This is a genomic window from Pigmentiphaga litoralis (genome assembly GCF_014651835.1).
In the GTDB taxonomy this organism is placed as follows: Bacteria; Pseudomonadota; Gammaproteobacteria; order Burkholderiales; family Burkholderiaceae_B; genus Pigmentiphaga; species Pigmentiphaga litoralis.
The window spans coordinates 3906706-3924215 of sequence record NZ_BMXQ01000001.1; the positions used below are offsets into that span (position 1 = coordinate 3906706).

The following is a 17510-nucleotide window of genomic DNA, read 5'->3' on the forward strand; positions in this document are numbered from 1 at the left end:
GGCATTCGCCTGGATGCTGCGCAGCCGCGGCATCGGCGCCGCGCAAGCAAAGCGAACGCACGAACGTGCTGCGCTGCACCATAGGAGGGCAGCGACGGTCGCCATCGTGGGGCGCGAGGAGTCAGGTACCTGTGCAGAGCCGCGCCATGCGGGGCTCCGCGGCATATCAGCTATGCGGTGACGGGATCGATTCGGAGGCGGCGCGCAGCCGCTCGCGGCTGTGGGTCAGGTGCATGCGCATGGCAGCACGGGCGCCTTCGGCGTCGCCGCGCGCGATCGCGTCAAAGATGTTCTCGTGTTCGAGCTCCAGCCGATCCAGATACTGCCGGCGCGCCGCGCCTTCCACCTGCAGCCGGCTGCGCGGGATCAGCGCATTGCCCAGGTGCATCATCATGTCGGTGAAATAGCGGTTGCCGGTAGCGCGCGCAACGGTCAGGTGGAACGCAAAATCGGACTCGACCGAATCGCCGCCTTCGGCCACCGTGGACTGCAAGGCGGTCAGGGCCTGACGCATGTCGGCAAGGTGATCGTCGCTGCGGCGAACCGCGGCCAGCGCGGCAGCCTCGGCCTCCAGGCTGATGCGCAGTTCCAGCATCGCCAGAATGTCGATGGCCGTCAGCACCGCGCCCGGACCGATGCGGAAGGGCGCCTGCGCCGTGGCCGGCGCAAGCACGAAGGTGCCAATGCCGTGACGCGTTTCCACGAGGCCGCTGGCCTGCAGATTGGACAGCGCCTCGCGCACCACCGTGCGACTCACGCCCATGCTGGACATGATCTCGGACTCGGTCGGAAGCTTGCCGCCCACTTTGAGCTGGCCGCTGCGAATGGCGTCGGACAGCTCGGCCACCACTTCCTGCGCGAGCGTGCGTGCGCGGCGCTTGGGACCGGTGAAGGAGAGGGCGGGCTTGGGTTCTGTCATGGCGTTCCGGTGTGCGTGCTGCCCAAGTATAGCTTTGGGCGCTCCCGGCATGACTTGCAGGCAACGTCCATAAAAAAGGGCAGGGTCCCTAGCCCCTGCCCAATCACTCCGCAAACCCGGAGCCGCCGCCGCTCGCAGGCAGCTCCGAAGCCGACCCTGACTTACTTGGCCTGCCAGAGTGCAAAGGAACGGATGGATTCAGCACCACTCCATTCGCCAATCAGCTTGGTGCGTTCCTTGTTGGTCAGATCGATCCAATAGAAGCCCGGCTTTCCGTTGACGTTCATCACGGCATAGGCATTCTGGCCGCGCGACTCGATGTCAAAGTCGGCGATCGAATTGCTTGCCACGCCGATAGGCACTGGGGTCGTCAGCGTGCCATTGTTTGGCGGATTCTGCAGATAGACCGAACCATCGATGCCGTTGATCACGTACAGGGCCGTGGCGGTCGCGCCAGCGTACGAGTTCGTGTAGGCCCCAGCAACGATCTGGGCATTGGCCACGCCGTTGATCGCGCCGTCATTGATCGCCACGCCGTTGTCGACGTTGATGCGCAGGTTCTGGCCCGTGTCGCTGACGACGCGCAGGCGGTCAGCCACCGGATTGAAGTCGAGCGCAAAGCGGCTGCCCGTCAGCGACGCCAGCGGCGTCTTGTTGTCCGGCGAACTGGTCAGCTGCGACTTCTTGGTCGCCACGCCTGTCGCAGCGTTGACGGTATAGATTCCACCGCCGCTGGCCATCGTATAGAGCATGCCATCGGCGGGACGATAGTCCAGGCCAAGCAGGAATTCGCCCACCGGCACGCCGGTCAGAGGCATCGACGTCAGGATCATCGATGGATCGGCGCGATTGAAGGTAACGATCCGGTTGCCGCTTGTCAGCGCAACCACGTCGCCGCCTGTCACGGGGGCCATGGCGTCACGTTTGTCATTCATGCTGCCGCATGCCGTCAGCGCCACAAGCGCCAGTCCGGCCGCGCCCAACTTGAAGTTCGTTTTCCGCATAGTTTTTCTCCCTGATGTTGGTAGGTATGGACAGCGTTCTGCCTGTCTCAACCGACTCTACACACGGGACTACGCTTTAGATGCAACGCTATAACGTTTTTTTGGAAGGCAATGAAACCGTCTTGCCAAGGAAGAGAATCGGCCCCGTGGGGCCACCAGTGGGCGAACCGTTGGGCGGCTCAAGCGTGATCTCAAACAACTGGTTACCTTCGAGGGTGGGCAACCGGTCCTTCGGAATGATCGTAACGGCGTTGGTCGGCAGCAATCCGAGCGACGTCGGACGGGCCGCGCCTTCCGCCTTCGTCCAGATTTCCATCGAGTTCGGCGTCGTCAGCGTGTTGTCCACCAAAGGGATCATCCGCAGCTCGCGAGGGTTCGATGCGTCCACCACCCAGCCCGCCATACCGCGGTCGGGCGACTGCAGCACCGCCACATACTGCGTTTCCACCGTATTGATGGTCGGCCGCAACACCAGCGCCGCAGCCAGCAGCGCGGCCAGGGCAAAGCCCGCCGCACCCGTCCAGCGCCATACATTCAGACGCGACCAGAAGCCGCCCGGCTGCGCCGACGACGCGCCCCGTGCGTCATCACGCTGCGAAAACGCAGGCAGCCGCTGCTCGATCCGGCCCCACAGCGTCGCCGGCGTCTGCGCAGGCTTGGCCACCAGGTTGAGGCTGAACAACCGGTCCTGCCACTCATACACCTCGCGGCGTACCTTGAAATTGCTGGCCATCTCACGTTCGAACGCGTCGCGCTCTTCACCGCGCAAGGTCCCAAGGACATACTCGCCAGCGGTGGCGCTCAGTTCGTCATCGTCCTGGAAATTCATGACATGCATTCCTTGAGAGCGGTCAGCCCCCGTCGTATCCATGACTTGATCGTGCCGAGCGGCGTATTCAGCGTTTCAGCGATCTGTTCGTGCGAATAACCGTCAACGAACGCCAGCACGATCGACCGCTGCCGCTTTTCATCGAGATGCTTCATGCATTCGGCAAAAGCATCGGTGTCAAGCCCCTCCTGCTCGACCGGCTGCTGCTGGTCCGCCAGGTAATGGAGCGTCTCGTCTTCGGTCACGTCCATCCGCGCGTCCTTGCGGATCTCGTTCAACGCCCTGTACCGAACGACACTGTAGATCCAGCCGCGGCCCGACCCCAGGCTGGGATCGAACGTCGAGGCCTTCTCCCAGATCTGCAGAAAGGCATCCTGCAGCACTTCTTCCGCCAGCTCCCGCCGCCGGACCAGGCGCGTCGCCACGCCCAGCAGGCGCCGCGACTCGCGCATGTAGATCGCGCGCAAGGCAAAACGCTCTCCCCGGGCACAGGCGGCCAAGGCGGATTCGTAGTCGAAATCGACGTCGACATCGATGTCGCTGTTGGCGCTACTAGGTGGCATGAATGGGGTCGCCCGTTGACTGCGTTTGCGAGGGTCGCCGTCACTGTACCGGGGGGAGCGCGCCTAGTGAAGCGCAGAGCGGCCCTTGTTACGACTCAGCGCAATCCCGCCGTGGAACCCACCAGCCACAGCAACGCCGGCGCCAGGGCGAGGAAGCTCAGCGTCGACACCAACACCGCACCCGCCGCCGCATCACCCATGTCCGTATAGCGGCGGGCATACATGTAGCTCACCGCCGCGCAGGGCATCGCCATCTGCAGCGCCAGAATGTTCGAGAACTCGTCCGGCAGGCCAATCAACCAGCCCGCCGCATACCCCGCCGCCAAACCAAGCAGCAGTCGCATCGTGCCCACGATGGACCCGATCCGCAACCCGGCCGCAGGGATGACCGCCAACGCATGACCCAGGCTGAGCAACATCAACGGCACGGTCAAGCTGCCAAGCAACTTGGTCGACTCGATGATCCAGTCAGGCGGCACCCAAGCAAGCAGCCGGCACAGCGCCGCCGACACCGACGCAATCAGGATCGGACTCTTCCAGGGCGCCGCAATTCCCTGAGTATTGGGCAGAAAGCGGACACCGATCGTGTGCTGAATGAACGAGCACACCGCAAAGAACGCAATGGCCGTCGACAGTCCCGCATCGCCAAATGCCAGGTACGAGATCGGCAACCCCAGATTGCCTGCATTGGGAAACGTTGCCGTCTGCAGCAACTTGCGAACCGGCTGGCCCGTCACCTTCAACGCCACCGCGCACGCCACCGCGCACAATCCCAACGCCAGCGCCGTCGCCCCCGCGACATTGGCCAGCACTTCGTTCGACAATTTCGCGGTCACCAACGTGCTGAAGACCAGCGCCGGTGTCGACACCGACGTCGCCAGCACCGTGATGAACTGCGCCGCGAACGGATAGTTCTTCTTGCCCCACACAACGCCCACGCCCACGCACACCACCAGAGGCGCCAGCACCGACAGCATCGAAAAATAGAAGTGGAGGACCGCGCCCATCATGCGGCTCGCGCGACACAGGCAAGGGACAGGGCGAATACGAAATACGGCAGGGGAGGCATCGTTGCAGACTGAGTAGGCACTGAGGAAGGCGGTCGGCAAGCGATTCGCGTCGGCAAGGATAACGCGAACGCTTGTCGAGAAAACAGGTTCGATGTTCGAAGACGTTGTTCTCAAGCACCATTCATGCCGGGGAGCGGCAGCGCCGCTGTCCTTTTCAGGTCGCGGTCAGACACTGACCGTGTCCTCAAGCTGTACGCCAGCCTTCGGCGATTCAGTCATGCGCAGATGCGGCCATGCGGCCATGCGGCGAACTGCAAGAAGGCGGTGGGCCCGCTGTCTGCCCAGCTAGTTGGTCGCGCCCTTGGGGGCATAGGAAAAAGCCGGCATTGCCTTGACCAGATCCTTCGTTGCGCCAGGCAGCACAAGCCGCCCCTGCCGCTCGCGAATTTTGGTGGCCTCGATTGCCACGTCATGTTTGCCCACACCAATGAAGCCACCCGCGGACACGATCAGGTAGGACACGCTCTTGGCCGGATCGATGATCAGGTCCTCCACCTTTCCGAGCCGTTCGCCAGCTTCGTTATGGACCGTCTTGCCGAGCAGGCTTTTCTTTACGCTCCATCCAGGTGCAGGCTGATCCAGATCGGTGAACGCTTTACCCAGCGACATCGACCCAGCCACCTGGGCGTGGGATGCGAACGGAACAAGTGCTGTCGTTAGCAGACCCGTGGCAACGAGGGAGAAGACCAGGCGGGAAACCACAGCATGGGAGATGAGGCCAGCGGGCATGATGAAGTTAATGGGGATGCGCATGGATGGCTGACGTGGACGGGATCGTCTCCTTATAGCACCCGCGTCTTTGCTCCCTACGCCTGGAATCGTTGCAGGTGTTACCGATGTCGCCAACCTGCAGCCAGCGCGGAATGGCACGGGCATCGGCTTGCGCGTGGACTAGCACCGGACTTCGACTCGGACTTGACTCCGGACTCGACCCCGGCCCCGACCGCGACCCCGGCCCCGACCCTGACCCCGACCCCGACCCTGACCCCGGCCCCGACCCTGACCCCGACCCCGACCCCGACCCCGACCCCGACCCGACCTCGACCGAACCCAGACCCGACGAAACCCGGACCCGCACCTGCACCGCGCATGACGCGCAGGTGACGTCCCCTTCGCTCATGTCAGGCGCCGGGGACACACCTCTTTTTGCGGCGGCCTGCAATAGATAACTTTTCGCTTATCAATGATAGATAAGCCTGCGCTTATCTATCGCCATCCGGAAATTCCCATGGTGTTCCCCCCGGGCAGTCTCGTCAGTGCGATCAGCCGCGGCGATCCCAGCGTGTGGGCCGCAGCCGCAGCCGGGGCCGGTGCACGGCGGCGCGAAGACGTGGACCCCGCCGACCCACCGATTGGCCGGGCCACAGACCTACCGATGGCCACGTCATCCGGCTAGGACATTCGCTTGCATCGCGCCACCTGACGGCGCCGTGCATCTCTACACTGGGCGTCATGTACACGACATCGTTGCGCCCTCTTCGTTATCTGCAATTGGTGGTGGCGCACGGATCCTTCCGCGCCGCAGGCCTGGCCGCGGGGATAAGTCAGCCAGCCATCAGTCAGGCGATGAAAAAGCTCGAGCAGGAATGGCGCATCCCGCTGTTCGAAAAGCAAGGGCGGCGCAAAAGGCCAACTGCCCAGGCGTTGCGGGCCCTCGAGCAGCTTGCCGAGATCGGCAACGCACTCGAATCACTTGCCGCCGAGCCGGTAGACGAAGCGACGACAGCCGCCCTCCTATCGTCGACGTCGACCTCAACGCTCACGGTCGGGATGGCGCCGGCGGCGGCCTTGCTCTATGGGCCGGTAATTGAGCAGGTGTGGCGAAGTCATCATCCTGAGGGCAGGCTGCAGGTCGTCAACAGTAACGCGGCAGACATGCTGGCGGCGCTCGATCGATCCGAGCTCGATCTTGTCATCGCACCGCAGTCCTCAGGCCGTCGATCGACGAGTTGCATAACGCAGCCGCTGCACGTGGCCACGCCCGTACTATGCGCCCGTGCGGGGCATCCGCTGACGCATGCAACTTCGCTCGAACAGATCGCTCCGGCAACGTGGGCAGTCGAATGCGACGAAGGCGCGGGCGCAACGGTCATCCACGAGGCGCTTCATGCGCGTCGCCTCAGGCCGCCGCGTATTCGCGTGGAATGCAGCGACTATCCCGCCTTGTTCGACTTGGTCGCGCGCAGTGATCTGCTGTGCGTCGTGCCGCATCCCGTACTCCTGCCCTATGACAATCCGCCGCAAATCGTGCCGCTGCGCATTGAGGATCCTTTGCCGCTGTACGACGTGTCTTTGTCCTGGCAGGTACTGCCCCGGCCAAAGATTGCAGCCGCGGTGATGGCCATCATCCGTGTACTGACGGCTTTGCCGTCGCACATGCAATGATGCGCAGCCCCGCGACAGTGGCGCCAAGGTCAATACCAACACCGATATCAACTCCACTGCCAGAATAGGCACCGCCACCGCCACCGCCACCGCCACCGCCATCGATTCCGATACCGGCACCGGCACCCACACCGATACCAGCGCTGCTCACTGCGCTGAGGACCACGGTATGTTCGACCGAGCGGTGCCATCCACATCGGCATCTGCGTCTGTTGAAAACGCGACGTCCCTCTGCGCCTCGAATGCGGCCAGCCTGTCGGTCAGCGCGGCGTGCACGAGGGTATACGCGTCGCTGCCCAGCAGCAGCCGTTTCGGTGCGGGAGTCTGATCGGCCGATGCGATCATGGCGGCGGCCATCTTGCCGGCATCGCCTGGCGTCGGAAAAGCGCCGGCGGCGAGCATGCGACGTGTGTCGCCGACTGGGGTGGCGTCGTAGGCGTCCAGCGCAGAGGCGTTGACCAGGCCGGCCGAGCCGAAGCCGGTGAGCGCGCTGCCGGGTTCGACCAGCGTCGTATGAATGTTGAACGGTGCAACTTCCTGGGCGAGCGATTCATAGAAGCCTTCGATTGCCCACTTGCTGGTGTGATACAGGCTGAGGGCCGGGAACGCAAGGTGGCCGCCCATGGACGACAGTTGCATGAGCCGGCCGCCGCCTTGCTTGCGCAGGTGCGGCAGCGCGGCCCGGGCGAGGCGGATGGAGCCGAGCACGTTCGTGTCGAGTTGATGGCGGATCTGGGCGTCGGACACCTCTTCGGCCGCGCCGAGCAGGCCATAGCCGGCATTGCTGATGACGACGTCGATGCGGCCCAGGGTGGCAAACGCCGCGTCGACAACGCGCTGGATGGCATCGCCGTCTGTCACGTCGAGCTCCATGACGTGCAGACGGTGGCCATGCACGGCTTTCAGATCGTTGAGTGCATCCACCTTTCGCACGGTGGCGACGACGCGGTCGCCGCGAGCGAGGAGTCTTTCGGTCAGTGCGCGACCGAAGCCGCTCGATGTTCCAGTGATCAACCAGTTGCGTGGCGCCGCGGAGGTCGAAGTGGCAGGGAGGTTGGACGGTGTGTTGGGCTGGGTCATGAAGAATTCCTTGTTGTCAGGGTTCCCATGCTAGGCGCGTCGACTGTGAAGATATAGACTGCAAAGCACGATGCGCTTTGCTCGTCAGGTTCATAATAAGTAGCTGAAATCTCATCCGTTGAAGGCTTTTCTTGAGGATGCCCAGCGCGCCTGCGGAGCAGCCTCGGTATTGTCTGCGTCAAGGTGAAACGGCGCCGCCTGGTGTGGGACGCTCCGCTGGCCCGACGCGTCCCTTGATGCTCACGCTCTGTCCCTATGTCCCTTCGGATTCCCTCATGACATCCATCGACGCACTCGACGGCGTGACGCTCTTTTTGGCCGTAGCAGAAGCGCGCAGCTTTACCGTGGCGGCCGGTCGGCTTGGCGTGACGCCGACGGCGGTGAGCAAGGCGGTGCGGGTCATGGAAGCGCGACACGGGGTCGTGCTGTTTCAACGCACGACCCGGCGTGTGGCCCTGACCGAAGCGGGCGCGGCATTGTTGCTGCGCTTGCGGCCGGCGGCAGCTGAAATCGACGACGCATTGGCTGCCTTGGGGACCTTTCGTGATCGGCCAAGCGGAACGTTGCGGCTGACGGTGCCGGCGATGGCGCGCCGCTTCATCACACCGCTGGTTGCCGAGTACGCGCGGGCCTATCCCGATGTGACCGTCGAGGTATCGCTGGATGACGCGATCATTGATCTGGTCGACGCGGGCTTCGATGCGGGAGTGCGGCTGGGCGAGTCGATCGCAAAGGACATGGTGGCTGTTGCGCTGACGCCGGAGATCCGGTGGTCCATCGTCGGCGCGCCTGCGTATTTTGCGCGGGCGGGCCGGCCGCGCAAGCCCGAGGACCTGGTGGCGCATACCGCGGTGCGCTATCGCTTTCCAGGGTCGCATGCGCTGCACCGCTGGGGCTTTCGCCGCGGCAAACGGTCGTTTGTGGTCGATGTGGGGGGCAAGCTGATCGTCGATGACCGCCAGTTACTGGTGGCGCTGGCGGCTGAAGGTCTCGGCCTGGCGTTTGCGTCGCACGTCGAAGTGCGCGACCGGGTCGACGCGGGCGTTCTTGAATCGGTGCTCGGCGCCTTCATTCCCAGCGATGCCGGCATGTATTTATGCTTTCCGGCGCGATCGCAGAGTCAGCTGAAGCTGCGGGCGTTCATTGACCTGGCGCGAGAGGTGATCGCGCGCCCCGACTATCTCGCCCTGTGCCGTGGCGAAATGGGGCAGGAGTCCTTGCCATGAGCGACACCATCGGGCCGGTCGTGCGTGCCTTGGACATTCTGCGCGCGATGAATCATCGGCCACAAAGCACCTTGCTCAGTCTGCATGATGCAACGGGACTTCCGAAGTCGACGCTGCATCGGTTGCTGGCGACGCTGCGGCGCGAGGGCTATGTGCGGATCGACGTGGTCAGGGGCCGTTATTCGCTGACTGCCAAGGTGCGCGAGTTGAGCGAGGGTTACACCGAGCAGGAAGGCGTGGTCGATATCGCTGCGCCTGTGCTGCGCACCATCACTCGGAACACGGGCCTGCCGCTCGCCGTCGGCGTGTTAGAGCAGGGTCGCATTGTCGTGCGGTACAGCAGCATGCCCTACAGCCCGATCGGGTCCGAGCACAGCACCATCGGTCATGCGCATGACCTGCTCCGGTCCGGCATGGGACAAGCGTTCCTGGCTTGGTGCAGCGAGACGCAGCGCACTCGCCTGATGCAACGCCTGCTGCTCGACGCGTCGGGCACCGACGGCGGGGCGGCGCTGGCGGGGCAGCTGCGTGACGCCATGATGGCGACGCGTGCGCGAGGGTATGGCTTTCGGCCGGCGGATGGCCGCGGCGGCAGTGCCACCTTGGCGCTGCCTGTCGTCATGGACGGGGACGTGGTGGTCGTGCTGTCGTTGACGACGTTTGGCGCTTTGTTGGTGCGGGACGGCCTTGAGGAGTGCCTGGCGGTATTGCGGGGGTGTCGCGATGAGCTGATCGAATGCCTGGCCGCGCAGGCCGGGCCGGCGCAGGATACGCCTGATTCCGTGCCGCGGAACGTCGAGCTGTAGCGATTTCTGAACCGAGGTGCGTTGGCTACGCTTGATTCGCCAGCCTATCTACGGAGACCGGTATGAAACTCGCCAGCTACGCTTTGCCCGACAGTCCCGACGTCGCACGTCTTGCTTTTGTCATCGATGACACCACGTGGTTCTGTGTGACCGACGCCTGCGAGGCCGTCGGCTCGACGCTCGGGCAGATCCCCCTCACCATCCATCAAGCCATCGAGGCAGGGCCCGATACGTGGCACGAACTTGCACGCATCGCTGCATCGTTGACATCGTCCACCAAGCTTGCCGCGCTGGACCTCAGTGCACTGACGGTCCTTCCCGCCGTGCAGACACCTTCGAAGCTGGCTTGCCTTGCGTTGAACAACAGTGCGAACGTCGACCGTATCGTCAAGGGGCCTTCCCACCCGGCGGTGTTCACCAAGCCCCTGACCGCGCTGGTCGGTCACGGAAGCCCGATCCGCCTGAAGTCGCATTACGGGCGTGTGCATCCCGAGCCAGAGCTCGCGGTCATCATCGGCAAGCGGGCCACCGACATCGACGCCGCCGATGCGTACGACCATGTGTTTGGCTACACGATCCATAACGACCTGACGTCGCCCACCATGCGCGACGAAGACAGCTTCCATTACCGGGCCATCCACCCCGCGGCGGAAGGTGAAGGCATCCGGTATGTGGAGAGCCATGTGTCGTACAGCGGCCGCTACAAGGGGTCGGACACGTTTTCGGCGCTTGGGCCATGGATCGTCACGAAAGACGAGATTGCCGATCCGCACAGCCTCGACATCTCATGCCACGTCCGCGACGAGTGTTTCGCCAGCGACAACACTGTCAACCTTTTTCACAAGGTGCCGGAGGTGCTGGCCTTCCTTTCCGGCTACATGACCCTGCTGCCGGGGGATGTCGTGTCGATGGGCACCGCGCTGGCATCGGGGGGCAAGCCGGGCAGGGCGGTGCAGAATGCGGACCTGAACAAGATGGGCGGGCCGGTGAGCGTGACGATCGAGAGGATCGGGACCTTGCAGAATCCTGTCGACCGACGCTGACAAAAGTGCTTCAATGCAACCCGATTGCAAATACAACAGGGTTGCATTGAATGAGTGTGTCGTTACGTTCGTCCCGAGGACGCAACGCTGTCCGTGCCCATCTGGCCTTCATCGGCATGCTGGCCCCGCTGCCTGAACTGGCCGGCGCGGTGCAGCCGGACGCAGCACAGCCGAACGCAGCACAGCCGAACGCAGCACAGCTGTCGTCCATTGAAGTCAATGCGCCGGCATTGCGTGATGCGCAGTCCGAGGGAAGTGACTCGTACCGCGCGACGGCCGCCACCGTGGGTGGCAAGGAAGCTGTTCCCATCGTCGAGATTCCACACTCGGTCAGCGTCGTGACCCGGCGCCGGATGGACGACCAAAATATGTACACGATCGATGAAGCGTTGCGGGAGGTCACCGGAGTGACCGTGACGCCGTGGGACGGCGCGACCTTCCAGATCCGGTCGCGCGGCTACTCGATGGAGTCCAGCTACGACGGCATTCCGAGCTGGAACGGCCTGACTTCCACGCAGCAGTTCGATCTGGCCATGTTCGATCGAATTGAAGTGCTGCGCGGACCGGCCGGCATTTTCCAGGGATCGGGCCAGCCCGGCGGCACGGTCAACTTCGTGCGCAAGCGCGGGTTGCGGGAGTTTGGCGGGTCGGCATCGGCGTCGGCGGGATCGTGGTCCAACTATCATGCCGACGCGGAAGTGGGTGGCCCGTTGAACAAGGAAGGCACGCTGCGCAGCCGGTTGGTGGTGGCGGGGCAGGATCGCGACTACTTCTACAACCGTGCGCACGGCCGCAAAGGCATGGTGTATGGCACGCTGGATTACGACCTGACGCCGTCGACGCAACTGTCGTTGTATGGCGCCTACCAGGACGATCGCACCAATCCCTACATGGGCCAGCCGGCCTACACCAGCGGCAGGTTTCTTGATGCGCCGCGCGGCTACAACCCGCTTGCGCCATGGAGCGTCTACGACACGACGACCTCGCAGGTGGCAGCGGAAGTCGATCACCGCTTCACCTCGGGCTGGGCATGGCGCACCCGCCTGAGTCATGGCGAGCAGCAGTGGAATATCCGTGATGGATGTCCGCTGAACGGGGTCAACCCGGTCACGGGCCGCGTCGCCGGCTATCGCACCCGAGGATGGGACAGCAACAGCACGCGCGATGCGCTCGACACCTATGTGTCGGGACCTGTCGATGCCTTGGGACGCCGCCATGAACTCACGGTGGGCTTCAACTGGGAACGCTACGAGAACCGCACGCAATACGCTCCGTCGGCCGACGTCGCCAATGTGCCGAGCGCCAACCCCGGGTTCGTGGCCGAGCCCACCATTCCGCCGTTCGAACGCGGTACGCAGGATGTGACCCGACAAAGTGGTCTGTACGGACAGGCAAGGATTTCCCTTGCGGATCCGCTGACCCTGGTCCTGGGTGCGCGTGTCAGCAACTTCGCGACCCAGACACGAAACGTGGCGCCCAGTGCGGTGACCGACTGGCGCGAGGGAGCCAAGGAGAACGGGCAGGTGTCCCCCTATGCGGCGCTGGTGGCGCACGTTGCCCGGAACACGACTGCCTACGCCAGCTTTTCCGACATCTTCATGCCCCAGACCGCGCGCGACGTGAACGGCCGCGTGCTCGAGCCTCGGGTGGGCAAGCAGATGGAAGTCGGCGTCAAACACAGCATGAACGATGGCAAGCTGACGGCGTCGGCGTCGGCCTTTCGTACCCGCGACGTGAACCGGTCACTGCCCGATGCGCTCAACCCCGGATTTTTCGTGCAGGCCGGCCAGGTCGAAGTCAAAGGGTGGGAGGTCGAGTTTGCAGGTCGTCCGTTCGCAAACCTGGACATGACGCTCGGGTATACCAACCTGCTCAGTTCTTACACGGCGCATCAGACATTGGCCGGCACGCCATTCACGCTGTTCGAGCCGCGCCACTCGCTCAAGCTTTACGGACACTACCGTTTCGGGCAGAGCCGATGGTCGGCCGGCGGCGGCGTGCGCGTGAGCAGCGGCGGAGTGGGCGGCGGCGTTGCCGGGCTCAGGGAGCAGGGCGGCTACACCGTCGCCAGCGCACAGGTGGGCTATGCCCTTGATGCGCGCACCCGCATTTCGCTGACGATCAACAATCTGTTCGACCGCCACTACTACGAGCGTGTTGGCGGCGTGAACACCTACAACACTTGGGGCGAGCCCCGCAGTGTGACGGTGGCGGTCCGGACCCGCTTCTGAGTGCGTTGCGCAGCGGATCCTACACGCTGCGTAAGGTGGCCAGGCGCGCGCCAAAGCCGATGAACACCACGCCGGTCACGTTCAGCGCGGCGTGCATCGTCACCGCGGTTCACCCACCGGCCGCCGGTACTGCACCGCCTCGCCCAGATGGACCGCGCTGATCTTTCGCGTGCCGGCCAGGTCGGCGATGGTCCGCGCCACCCGCAGTACCCGATGGGCGGAGCGCGCCGACCAGTTCAGCCTTGTCATGGACTCCTTCCACAGATCGCGCGCGGCGGGGTCGGTGGTGCAGTGGCGATCGGTGCCGCTGGTGTCGAGGGTGGCGTTGCTGCCGCCCTGGCGCTTTTGCTGGATGGCCAGGGCTGCGGCGACGCGCGCACCCACGTCGGCGCTGGATGGACCCGCGGCGGCGTCAACCCAGTCTGCGCCGAGCGAGGGCACTTCGACCTGCAGGTCGATGCGGTCCAGTATCGGACCCGAAATGCGGTTGCGATAGGCAACGACCTGGTCGGGCGTGCACTGGCATTTGCGCGTGGAGTGACCGTGCCAGCCGCAACGGCAGGGATTCATGGCGGCGATCAGCTGGAAGCGCGCAGGATATTCGGTGCGATGGCGCGCGCGGGCGATGGCGACCTTGCCGGTTTCCAGCGGTTCCCGCAGCGCTTCGAGCGCCTGACGATTGAACTCGGGGAGCTCGTCCAGGAACAGGACGCCGTGGTGCGCAAGGCTGATTTCCCCGGGCCGGGGCCGCGAACCGCCGCCCACCAGGGCCACCGACGTCGTGGAGTGATGGGGCGCCCGGAACGGACGCGCGCCGTAGGGCGGCGCCGACGTGCGCGAAAGGCTGGCCAGCGCCGCGGCTTCAAGTGCGAGGTGGCCGGACAGAGGTGGAAGCAGCCCGGGCAGGCGCTGCGCCAGCATGCTCTTGCCGGTGCCGGGCGCGCCGATCAGCAGCAGACTGTGACCCCCGGCGGCGGCCACTTCCAGTGCGCGGCAGGCAGCGGTCTGCCCGCGGACATCCGACAGGCAGGGCGGCGCGGGCGCCTTGTCGACGCGCGCGGGGGTCGACCGCGGCAGCAGGGCGGTGCCGGCCAGGTGCGCCACCACCTCGGCCAGGGTTGCCGCGCCGACCACGTGCAGGTCGGGCACCCGCGCCGCTTCGGCGGCGCTGGCGGCAGGCATGATCAGTTCGGCATCGGGCTGGCGCCGGGCGACCGCAAGCGCGATGGCCAGCGCGCCCGCGATCGGCACCAGGGCTCCCGTCAACGACAGTTCGCCCGCCATGACCAGTCGGGTCAGGCTTGACGCCCTGGCCGCCGCGCGCCGCCCTGGCGCAAGTTCAGGCAGGCCGATCTGCCCCGAGGCAAGGAGCACGCCGATCGCAATGGGCAAGTCGAATCGGCCGGACTCTTTTGGCAGGTCCGCCGGTGCCAGGTTGACGATGAGCCGGCCCGCAGGAAATTCAAAGCCGGCGTTGGCAATGGCGGCCCGCACGCGCTCGCGGCTTTCGCGCACTTCGGTGTCGGCAAGCCCGACCACATTGAAGGCAGGCAGCCCCGCCGCCAGATGCACTTCGACCCGCACGGCAGGCGCATCCAGGCCGGCAAGCGCGCAACTGGCAATCACGGAAAGCGTCATGTCGACCCCGAAGCAGTAAGTGGAAGCTGCCGAGTATGGCGGGTCACCGGCACCTTGTGGGGTCGACTGGGACGCTTCTGTCCAAGGCTATTTTTGTCCTGGTCCGGCCACCGGCAGCGACCCCGCGCGTGCACCCTTCGAGCGTCCGCTCCTCAACGGCTCACCCCTCAAGCGCCGCCCCCCTTCGCCCGCCACGGCGGCGCCGGCTTGAACGCCTTTCGCAGTGCCTCGATGAACAGCGACGCGCGCCGCGACGCCACGCGCGACTGCGGCACCAGCGCGACGACATCGGCGTCGGGCATGCGGTACTTCGGCAGGACCTGCACGAGCTTGCCCGATGCCAGGTCCGCCGCGACGTCCCATTCGGACCGCGCCATGATCCCCTTGCCGGCCGCGCACCACGCACGGATAACCGTGCCGTCGTTGCTCTCCATGGCCGCATGGACCCGCACGGTGTGGGTGGGGCGGGCGCCGCGGCGGGCGGCCTTGTCGGCGAAGCGCCACAGCGAAACGTCTTCGCTGTTCTCGCGCAGCACGAGGCAGCTGTGGTCCGCCAGGTCGGCCGGCAGGGCGGGGGGCGCAACGCGCGACAGGTAGCGGGGAGCGGCGCAGACAATGCGGCGGTTCGGGGCAATGGGGTGGGCGATCCATCGGGAATCGGGCAGGTCGCCGATGCTGACGAGGACGTCGAAGGCGTCGCGGCCATGAGGCGCCTGCTGCGCCAGGTCAAGGTTGTCCGACAGCACGAGCTGCACTTCGACGCCTGGATGGGCGGTATGGAACTCGGCCAGCAGCGGCGCGAGATACCGTCGGCCGAAACCGAGCGGACCGTGCACCTTCAACTTGCCGGCCACGACTTGCGTGCGTTCGTGCAAGGCCTCTTCGAGCCGGCGCATCTGGTCCAGCACGCCGGACGCATGCTGCGCCAGCAGGTGTCCTTCGTGCGTGAGCTGCAGCCGCCGGGTCGTCCGCTGCACCAGCCGCACACCGACCCGCAATTCAAGCTGGTGCAGCCGTTTGGTGATGGCGGGCGGGGTGACGTTTTCTTCACGCGCCAGGGCGGCCAGGCTGCCGAGCCGGTCCAGGCTCATCACAAAACGCAGGTCGTCGATATCGAGTGTCATGGTGCTGAACCTGGAAAACGTCGGGCCATCACGGGTCGGCTGCACCTGGACATTATTCACCTGCGGGTGAATGAACAAGTTACGCAGCATTAACCGCAGGATAGCGCGTCCTGCCTACACTCGTTTCACTTCCCCCCTCGCTTTCACGACGGTACCGCCATGACACGCCACTATGACTTCGTTCTGTTCGACTTGCTGACCGCGCTTCTGGATTCCTGGACCGTCTGGAATGACGTGGCCGGCACCGAAGCGCAGGGCCGCGCCTGGCGCGCCGCCTACCTGAAGCGCACGTATGCGTGCGGCGCCTATCGCCCCTATGAAACGCTGGTGCGTGAAGCCGCCGAAGACACCGGGTTGAGCGCCGCCCACGCCGACGCCCTGGACGCGCGGTGGTCCGAACTGCAACCGTGGGATGGCGTCGCCGAGGCGCTGGCATCGCTGCGCCAGACGCACCGACTGGGCGTGGTCACGAACTGCTCGGAGCGGCTTGGCCACCTTGCCGCGGAGCGGCTGGGCGTGCCGCTCGACGTGGTGGTGACGTCGGAGCGCGCGGGTTTCTACAAGCCCGATCCGCGGCCGTATCAGCTGGCGCTCGACGAGCTGGGCGCAACGCCATCCAACACGCTGTTTGTGGCGGGTTCGGGTTTTGACCTGTTCGGGACGCAGGCCGTCGGCATGGACACCTACTGGCACAACCGGGTCGGCCTGGCCCGCCCCGATGGCGCACCGGCCGCGCTGCGGGAGTCGCCCACGCTGGACGGCCTGGTGGCGCTGGCGAACCGCGCCGCCTGAGAGGACACAGCGCACCCGCCGCTCGCCGCGGCGTCCGCCGCCGGCCACCTTCACGATCCCTTCGCACCCCGCGTTCTGCAGTCGACCGCCAACCCGCTGCTTTCCTGGCCCCCGTCATTCTCTGGAGAATTTGATTCGTTCCCATCTTTCCCGCCTCGCCGCGCACATACCGCGGATCTGGTTGACCCTTGCAACGATGCTGACGGCGTCGGCGCTGCCCGCCCAGGCCCAGCAGCCGGCCGCCCCCGCCTTCCCGATCCGCCCCATTACCCTGATCATGCCGTTCCCGGCCGGCGGTCCAAGTGACGCGCTGGGCCGCGCGGTCGTCGCGAAGATGTCGTCCGCCGTTGGCGTACCGGTGGTGGTGGAAAACGTGGGCGGCGTGGGCGGTTCGGTCGGGCTGCAGAAGCTGGCGCGCGCGCCGGCCGACGGCTACACCATCGGCTTCGGCACGATCGGCACGCACGCCGCCAACATGATCCTGTATCGCAAGCCGATGTATGACGCTGTCAACGATCATGTGCCGCTTGGCCTAGTCAAGCTGGATGTACGCTCCTGGAACGGGCTGTTCGCGCCGCGCGGCACGCCGCCTGCGATCGTGACGGCGCTGAACGCCGCCATCCTGAAAGCACTGGCCGACCCGGACCTGACGCGCCAGATGTCGGCGGTGGGTGTGACGTTCCCGGATCCCGCCACCAACACACCGGCTAACCTGGCCGACGTGGTGCGAACCGAGATCGCCCGCCTGCGCCCGATCCTGCTCGCCAAGAATGTGCACATCGACTGAACGAGAACAAGGG

Annotated in this window: 16 protein-coding genes; 7 read left to right on the forward strand and 9 right to left on the reverse strand. The window is 65.3% G+C overall.

Translation table 11 applies throughout. The annotated features are described in order from the left end of the window. Window positions 1-166: 166 nt before the first annotated feature. From IE116_RS17825 to IE116_RS17850, 6 genes are all read right to left on the reverse strand, one after another. A complete protein-coding gene (locus IE116_RS17825; protein ID WP_189614248.1) occupies window positions 167-919 on the reverse strand; it encodes a FadR/GntR family transcriptional regulator in 753 nt (250 codons plus the stop codon). A gap of 161 nt (window positions 920-1080) precedes the next feature. After that, on the reverse strand, window positions 1081-1923 hold the full coding sequence (locus IE116_RS17830) for a DUF4394 domain-containing protein (protein WP_189614249.1): 843 nt from the start codon (window positions 1921-1923) through the stop codon (window positions 1081-1083). An 88-nt stretch (window positions 1924-2011) separates the two neighbouring features. Beyond that, on the reverse strand, window positions 2012-2752 hold the full coding sequence (locus IE116_RS17835) for an anti-sigma factor (protein ID WP_189614250.1): 741 nt from the start codon (window positions 2750-2752) through the stop codon (window positions 2012-2014). Further along, on the reverse strand, window positions 2749-3315 hold the full coding sequence (locus tag IE116_RS17840) for a sigma-70 family RNA polymerase sigma factor (protein ID WP_189614251.1): 567 nt from the start codon (window positions 3313-3315) through the stop codon (window positions 2749-2751). Before IE116_RS17840 ends, IE116_RS17835 begins: the two co-directional genes overlap by 4 nt. Before the next feature lie 95 nt (window positions 3316-3410). Beyond that, a complete protein-coding gene (locus tag IE116_RS17845) occupies window positions 3411-4322 on the reverse strand; it encodes an AEC family transporter (protein WP_189614742.1) in 912 nt (303 codons plus the stop codon). A gap of 348 nt (window positions 4323-4670) precedes the next feature. Further along, entirely contained in the window at window positions 4671-5138 is a 468-nt protein-coding gene (locus tag IE116_RS17850) for a PRC-barrel domain-containing protein (RefSeq protein ID WP_189614252.1), read from the reverse strand. Window positions 5139-5837: 699 nt separating this feature from the next. Between IE116_RS17850 and IE116_RS17855 the strand changes: the two genes are divergently transcribed. After that, window positions 5838-6770 carry a LysR family transcriptional regulator gene (locus IE116_RS17855; protein WP_189614253.1) on the forward strand — a complete coding sequence of 311 codons (933 nt, stop codon included), beginning with the start codon at window positions 5838-5840 and terminating at the stop codon, window positions 6768-6770. Between the two features lie 147 nt (window positions 6771-6917). Here IE116_RS17855 and IE116_RS17860 read toward each other — a convergent pair whose 3' ends face one another. Beyond that, the gene (locus IE116_RS17860) at window positions 6918-7850 is read right to left on the reverse strand and encodes an SDR family oxidoreductase (RefSeq protein ID WP_189614254.1); all 933 of its coding nucleotides are present in this window, start codon (window positions 7848-7850) and stop codon (window positions 6918-6920) included. A 275-nt stretch (window positions 7851-8125) separates the two neighbouring features. Here IE116_RS17860 and IE116_RS17865 point away from each other — a divergent pair, with 275 nt between their 5' ends. The 4 genes from IE116_RS17865 (at window position 8126) to IE116_RS17880 (ending at window position 13156) form a co-directional block, all read left to right on the forward strand. Beyond that, window positions 8126-9076: a LysR family transcriptional regulator gene (locus IE116_RS17865; protein ID WP_189614255.1), complete on the forward strand. Its 951-nt coding sequence runs from the start codon at window positions 8126-8128 to the stop codon at window positions 9074-9076. Next, on the forward strand, window positions 9073-9882 hold the full coding sequence (locus IE116_RS17870) for a helix-turn-helix domain-containing protein (RefSeq protein ID WP_189614256.1): 810 nt from the start codon (window positions 9073-9075) through the stop codon (window positions 9880-9882). Before IE116_RS17865 ends, IE116_RS17870 begins: the two co-directional genes overlap by 4 nt. Before the next feature lie 62 nt (window positions 9883-9944). Further along, a complete protein-coding gene (locus IE116_RS17875) occupies window positions 9945-10925 on the forward strand; it encodes a fumarylacetoacetate hydrolase family protein (protein ID WP_189614257.1) in 981 nt (326 codons plus the stop codon). 50 nt (window positions 10926-10975) lie between these two features. Beyond that, complete coding sequence (locus tag IE116_RS17880) at window positions 10976-13156, forward strand: TonB-dependent siderophore receptor (RefSeq protein WP_189614258.1); 2181 nt, start codon at window positions 10976-10978, stop codon at window positions 13154-13156. Window positions 13157-13255: 99 nt separating this feature from the next. Here IE116_RS17880 and IE116_RS17885 read toward each other — a convergent pair whose 3' ends face one another. Both IE116_RS17885 and IE116_RS17890 read right to left on the reverse strand, forming a co-directional pair. Further along, window positions 13256-14794, reverse strand: a complete 1539-nt coding sequence (locus IE116_RS17885; protein ID WP_189614259.1) for a YifB family Mg chelatase-like AAA ATPase — start codon at window positions 14792-14794, stop codon at window positions 13256-13258. Between the two features lie 167 nt (window positions 14795-14961). Then, window positions 14962-15918 (reverse strand): LysR family transcriptional regulator, encoded by a 957-nt coding sequence (locus tag IE116_RS17890; protein WP_189614260.1) that lies wholly within the window; start codon window positions 15916-15918, stop codon window positions 14962-14964. A 159-nt stretch (window positions 15919-16077) separates the two neighbouring features. On the opposite strand from IE116_RS17890, the gene IE116_RS17895 reads away from it, so the two are divergent. Together IE116_RS17895 and IE116_RS17900 are read left to right on the forward strand one after the other, a co-directional pair. Then, window positions 16078-16710 carry an HAD family hydrolase gene (locus tag IE116_RS17895; protein WP_189614261.1) on the forward strand — a complete coding sequence of 211 codons (633 nt, stop codon included), beginning with the start codon at window positions 16078-16080 and terminating at the stop codon, window positions 16708-16710. Window positions 16711-16891: 181 nt separating this feature from the next. Further along, entirely contained in the window at window positions 16892-17497 is a 606-nt protein-coding gene (locus tag IE116_RS17900) for a tripartite tricarboxylate transporter substrate-binding protein (protein ID WP_229828274.1), read from the forward strand. The last annotated feature ends 13 nt before the right edge of the window (window positions 17498-17510 follow it).

Bases quoted from the DNA above. Each gene is read 5' to 3' on its own strand.
- IE116_RS17825 (WP_189614248.1), bottom strand. From the start codon at position 919: ATGACAGAACCCAAGCCCGCCCTCTCCTTCACCGGTCCCAAGCGCCGC.
- IE116_RS17830 (WP_189614249.1), bottom strand. From the start codon at position 1,923: ATGCGGAAAACGAACTTCAAGTTGGGCGCGGCCGGACTGGCGCTTGTG.
- IE116_RS17835 (WP_189614250.1), bottom strand. From the start codon at position 2,752: ATGAATTTCCAGGACGATGACGAACTGAGCGCCACCGCTGGCGAGTAT.
- IE116_RS17840 (WP_189614251.1), bottom strand. From the start codon at position 3,315: ATGCCACCTAGTAGCGCCAACAGCGACATCGATGTCGACGTCGATTTC.
- IE116_RS17845 (WP_189614742.1), bottom strand. From the start codon at position 4,322: ATGGGCGCGGTCCTCCACTTCTATTTTTCGATGCTGTCGGTGCTGGCG.
- IE116_RS17850 (WP_189614252.1), bottom strand. From the start codon at position 5,138: ATGCGCATCCCCATTAACTTCATCATGCCCGCTGGCCTCATCTCCCAT.
- IE116_RS17855 (WP_189614253.1), top strand. From the start codon at position 5,838: ATGTACACGACATCGTTGCGCCCTCTTCGTTATCTGCAATTGGTGGTG.
- IE116_RS17860 (WP_189614254.1), bottom strand. From the start codon at position 7,850: ATGACCCAGCCCAACACACCGTCCAACCTCCCTGCCACTTCGACCTCC.
- IE116_RS17865 (WP_189614255.1), top strand. From the start codon at position 8,126: ATGACATCCATCGACGCACTCGACGGCGTGACGCTCTTTTTGGCCGTA.
- IE116_RS17870 (WP_189614256.1), top strand. From the start codon at position 9,073: ATGAGCGACACCATCGGGCCGGTCGTGCGTGCCTTGGACATTCTGCGC.
- IE116_RS17875 (WP_189614257.1), top strand. From the start codon at position 9,945: ATGAAACTCGCCAGCTACGCTTTGCCCGACAGTCCCGACGTCGCACGT.
- IE116_RS17880 (WP_189614258.1), top strand. From the start codon at position 10,976: ATGAGTGTGTCGTTACGTTCGTCCCGAGGACGCAACGCTGTCCGTGCC.
- IE116_RS17885 (WP_189614259.1), bottom strand. From the start codon at position 14,794: ATGACGCTTTCCGTGATTGCCAGTTGCGCGCTTGCCGGCCTGGATGCG.
- IE116_RS17890 (WP_189614260.1), bottom strand. From the start codon at position 15,918: ATGACACTCGATATCGACGACCTGCGTTTTGTGATGAGCCTGGACCGG.
- IE116_RS17895 (WP_189614261.1), top strand. From the start codon at position 16,078: ATGACACGCCACTATGACTTCGTTCTGTTCGACTTGCTGACCGCGCTT.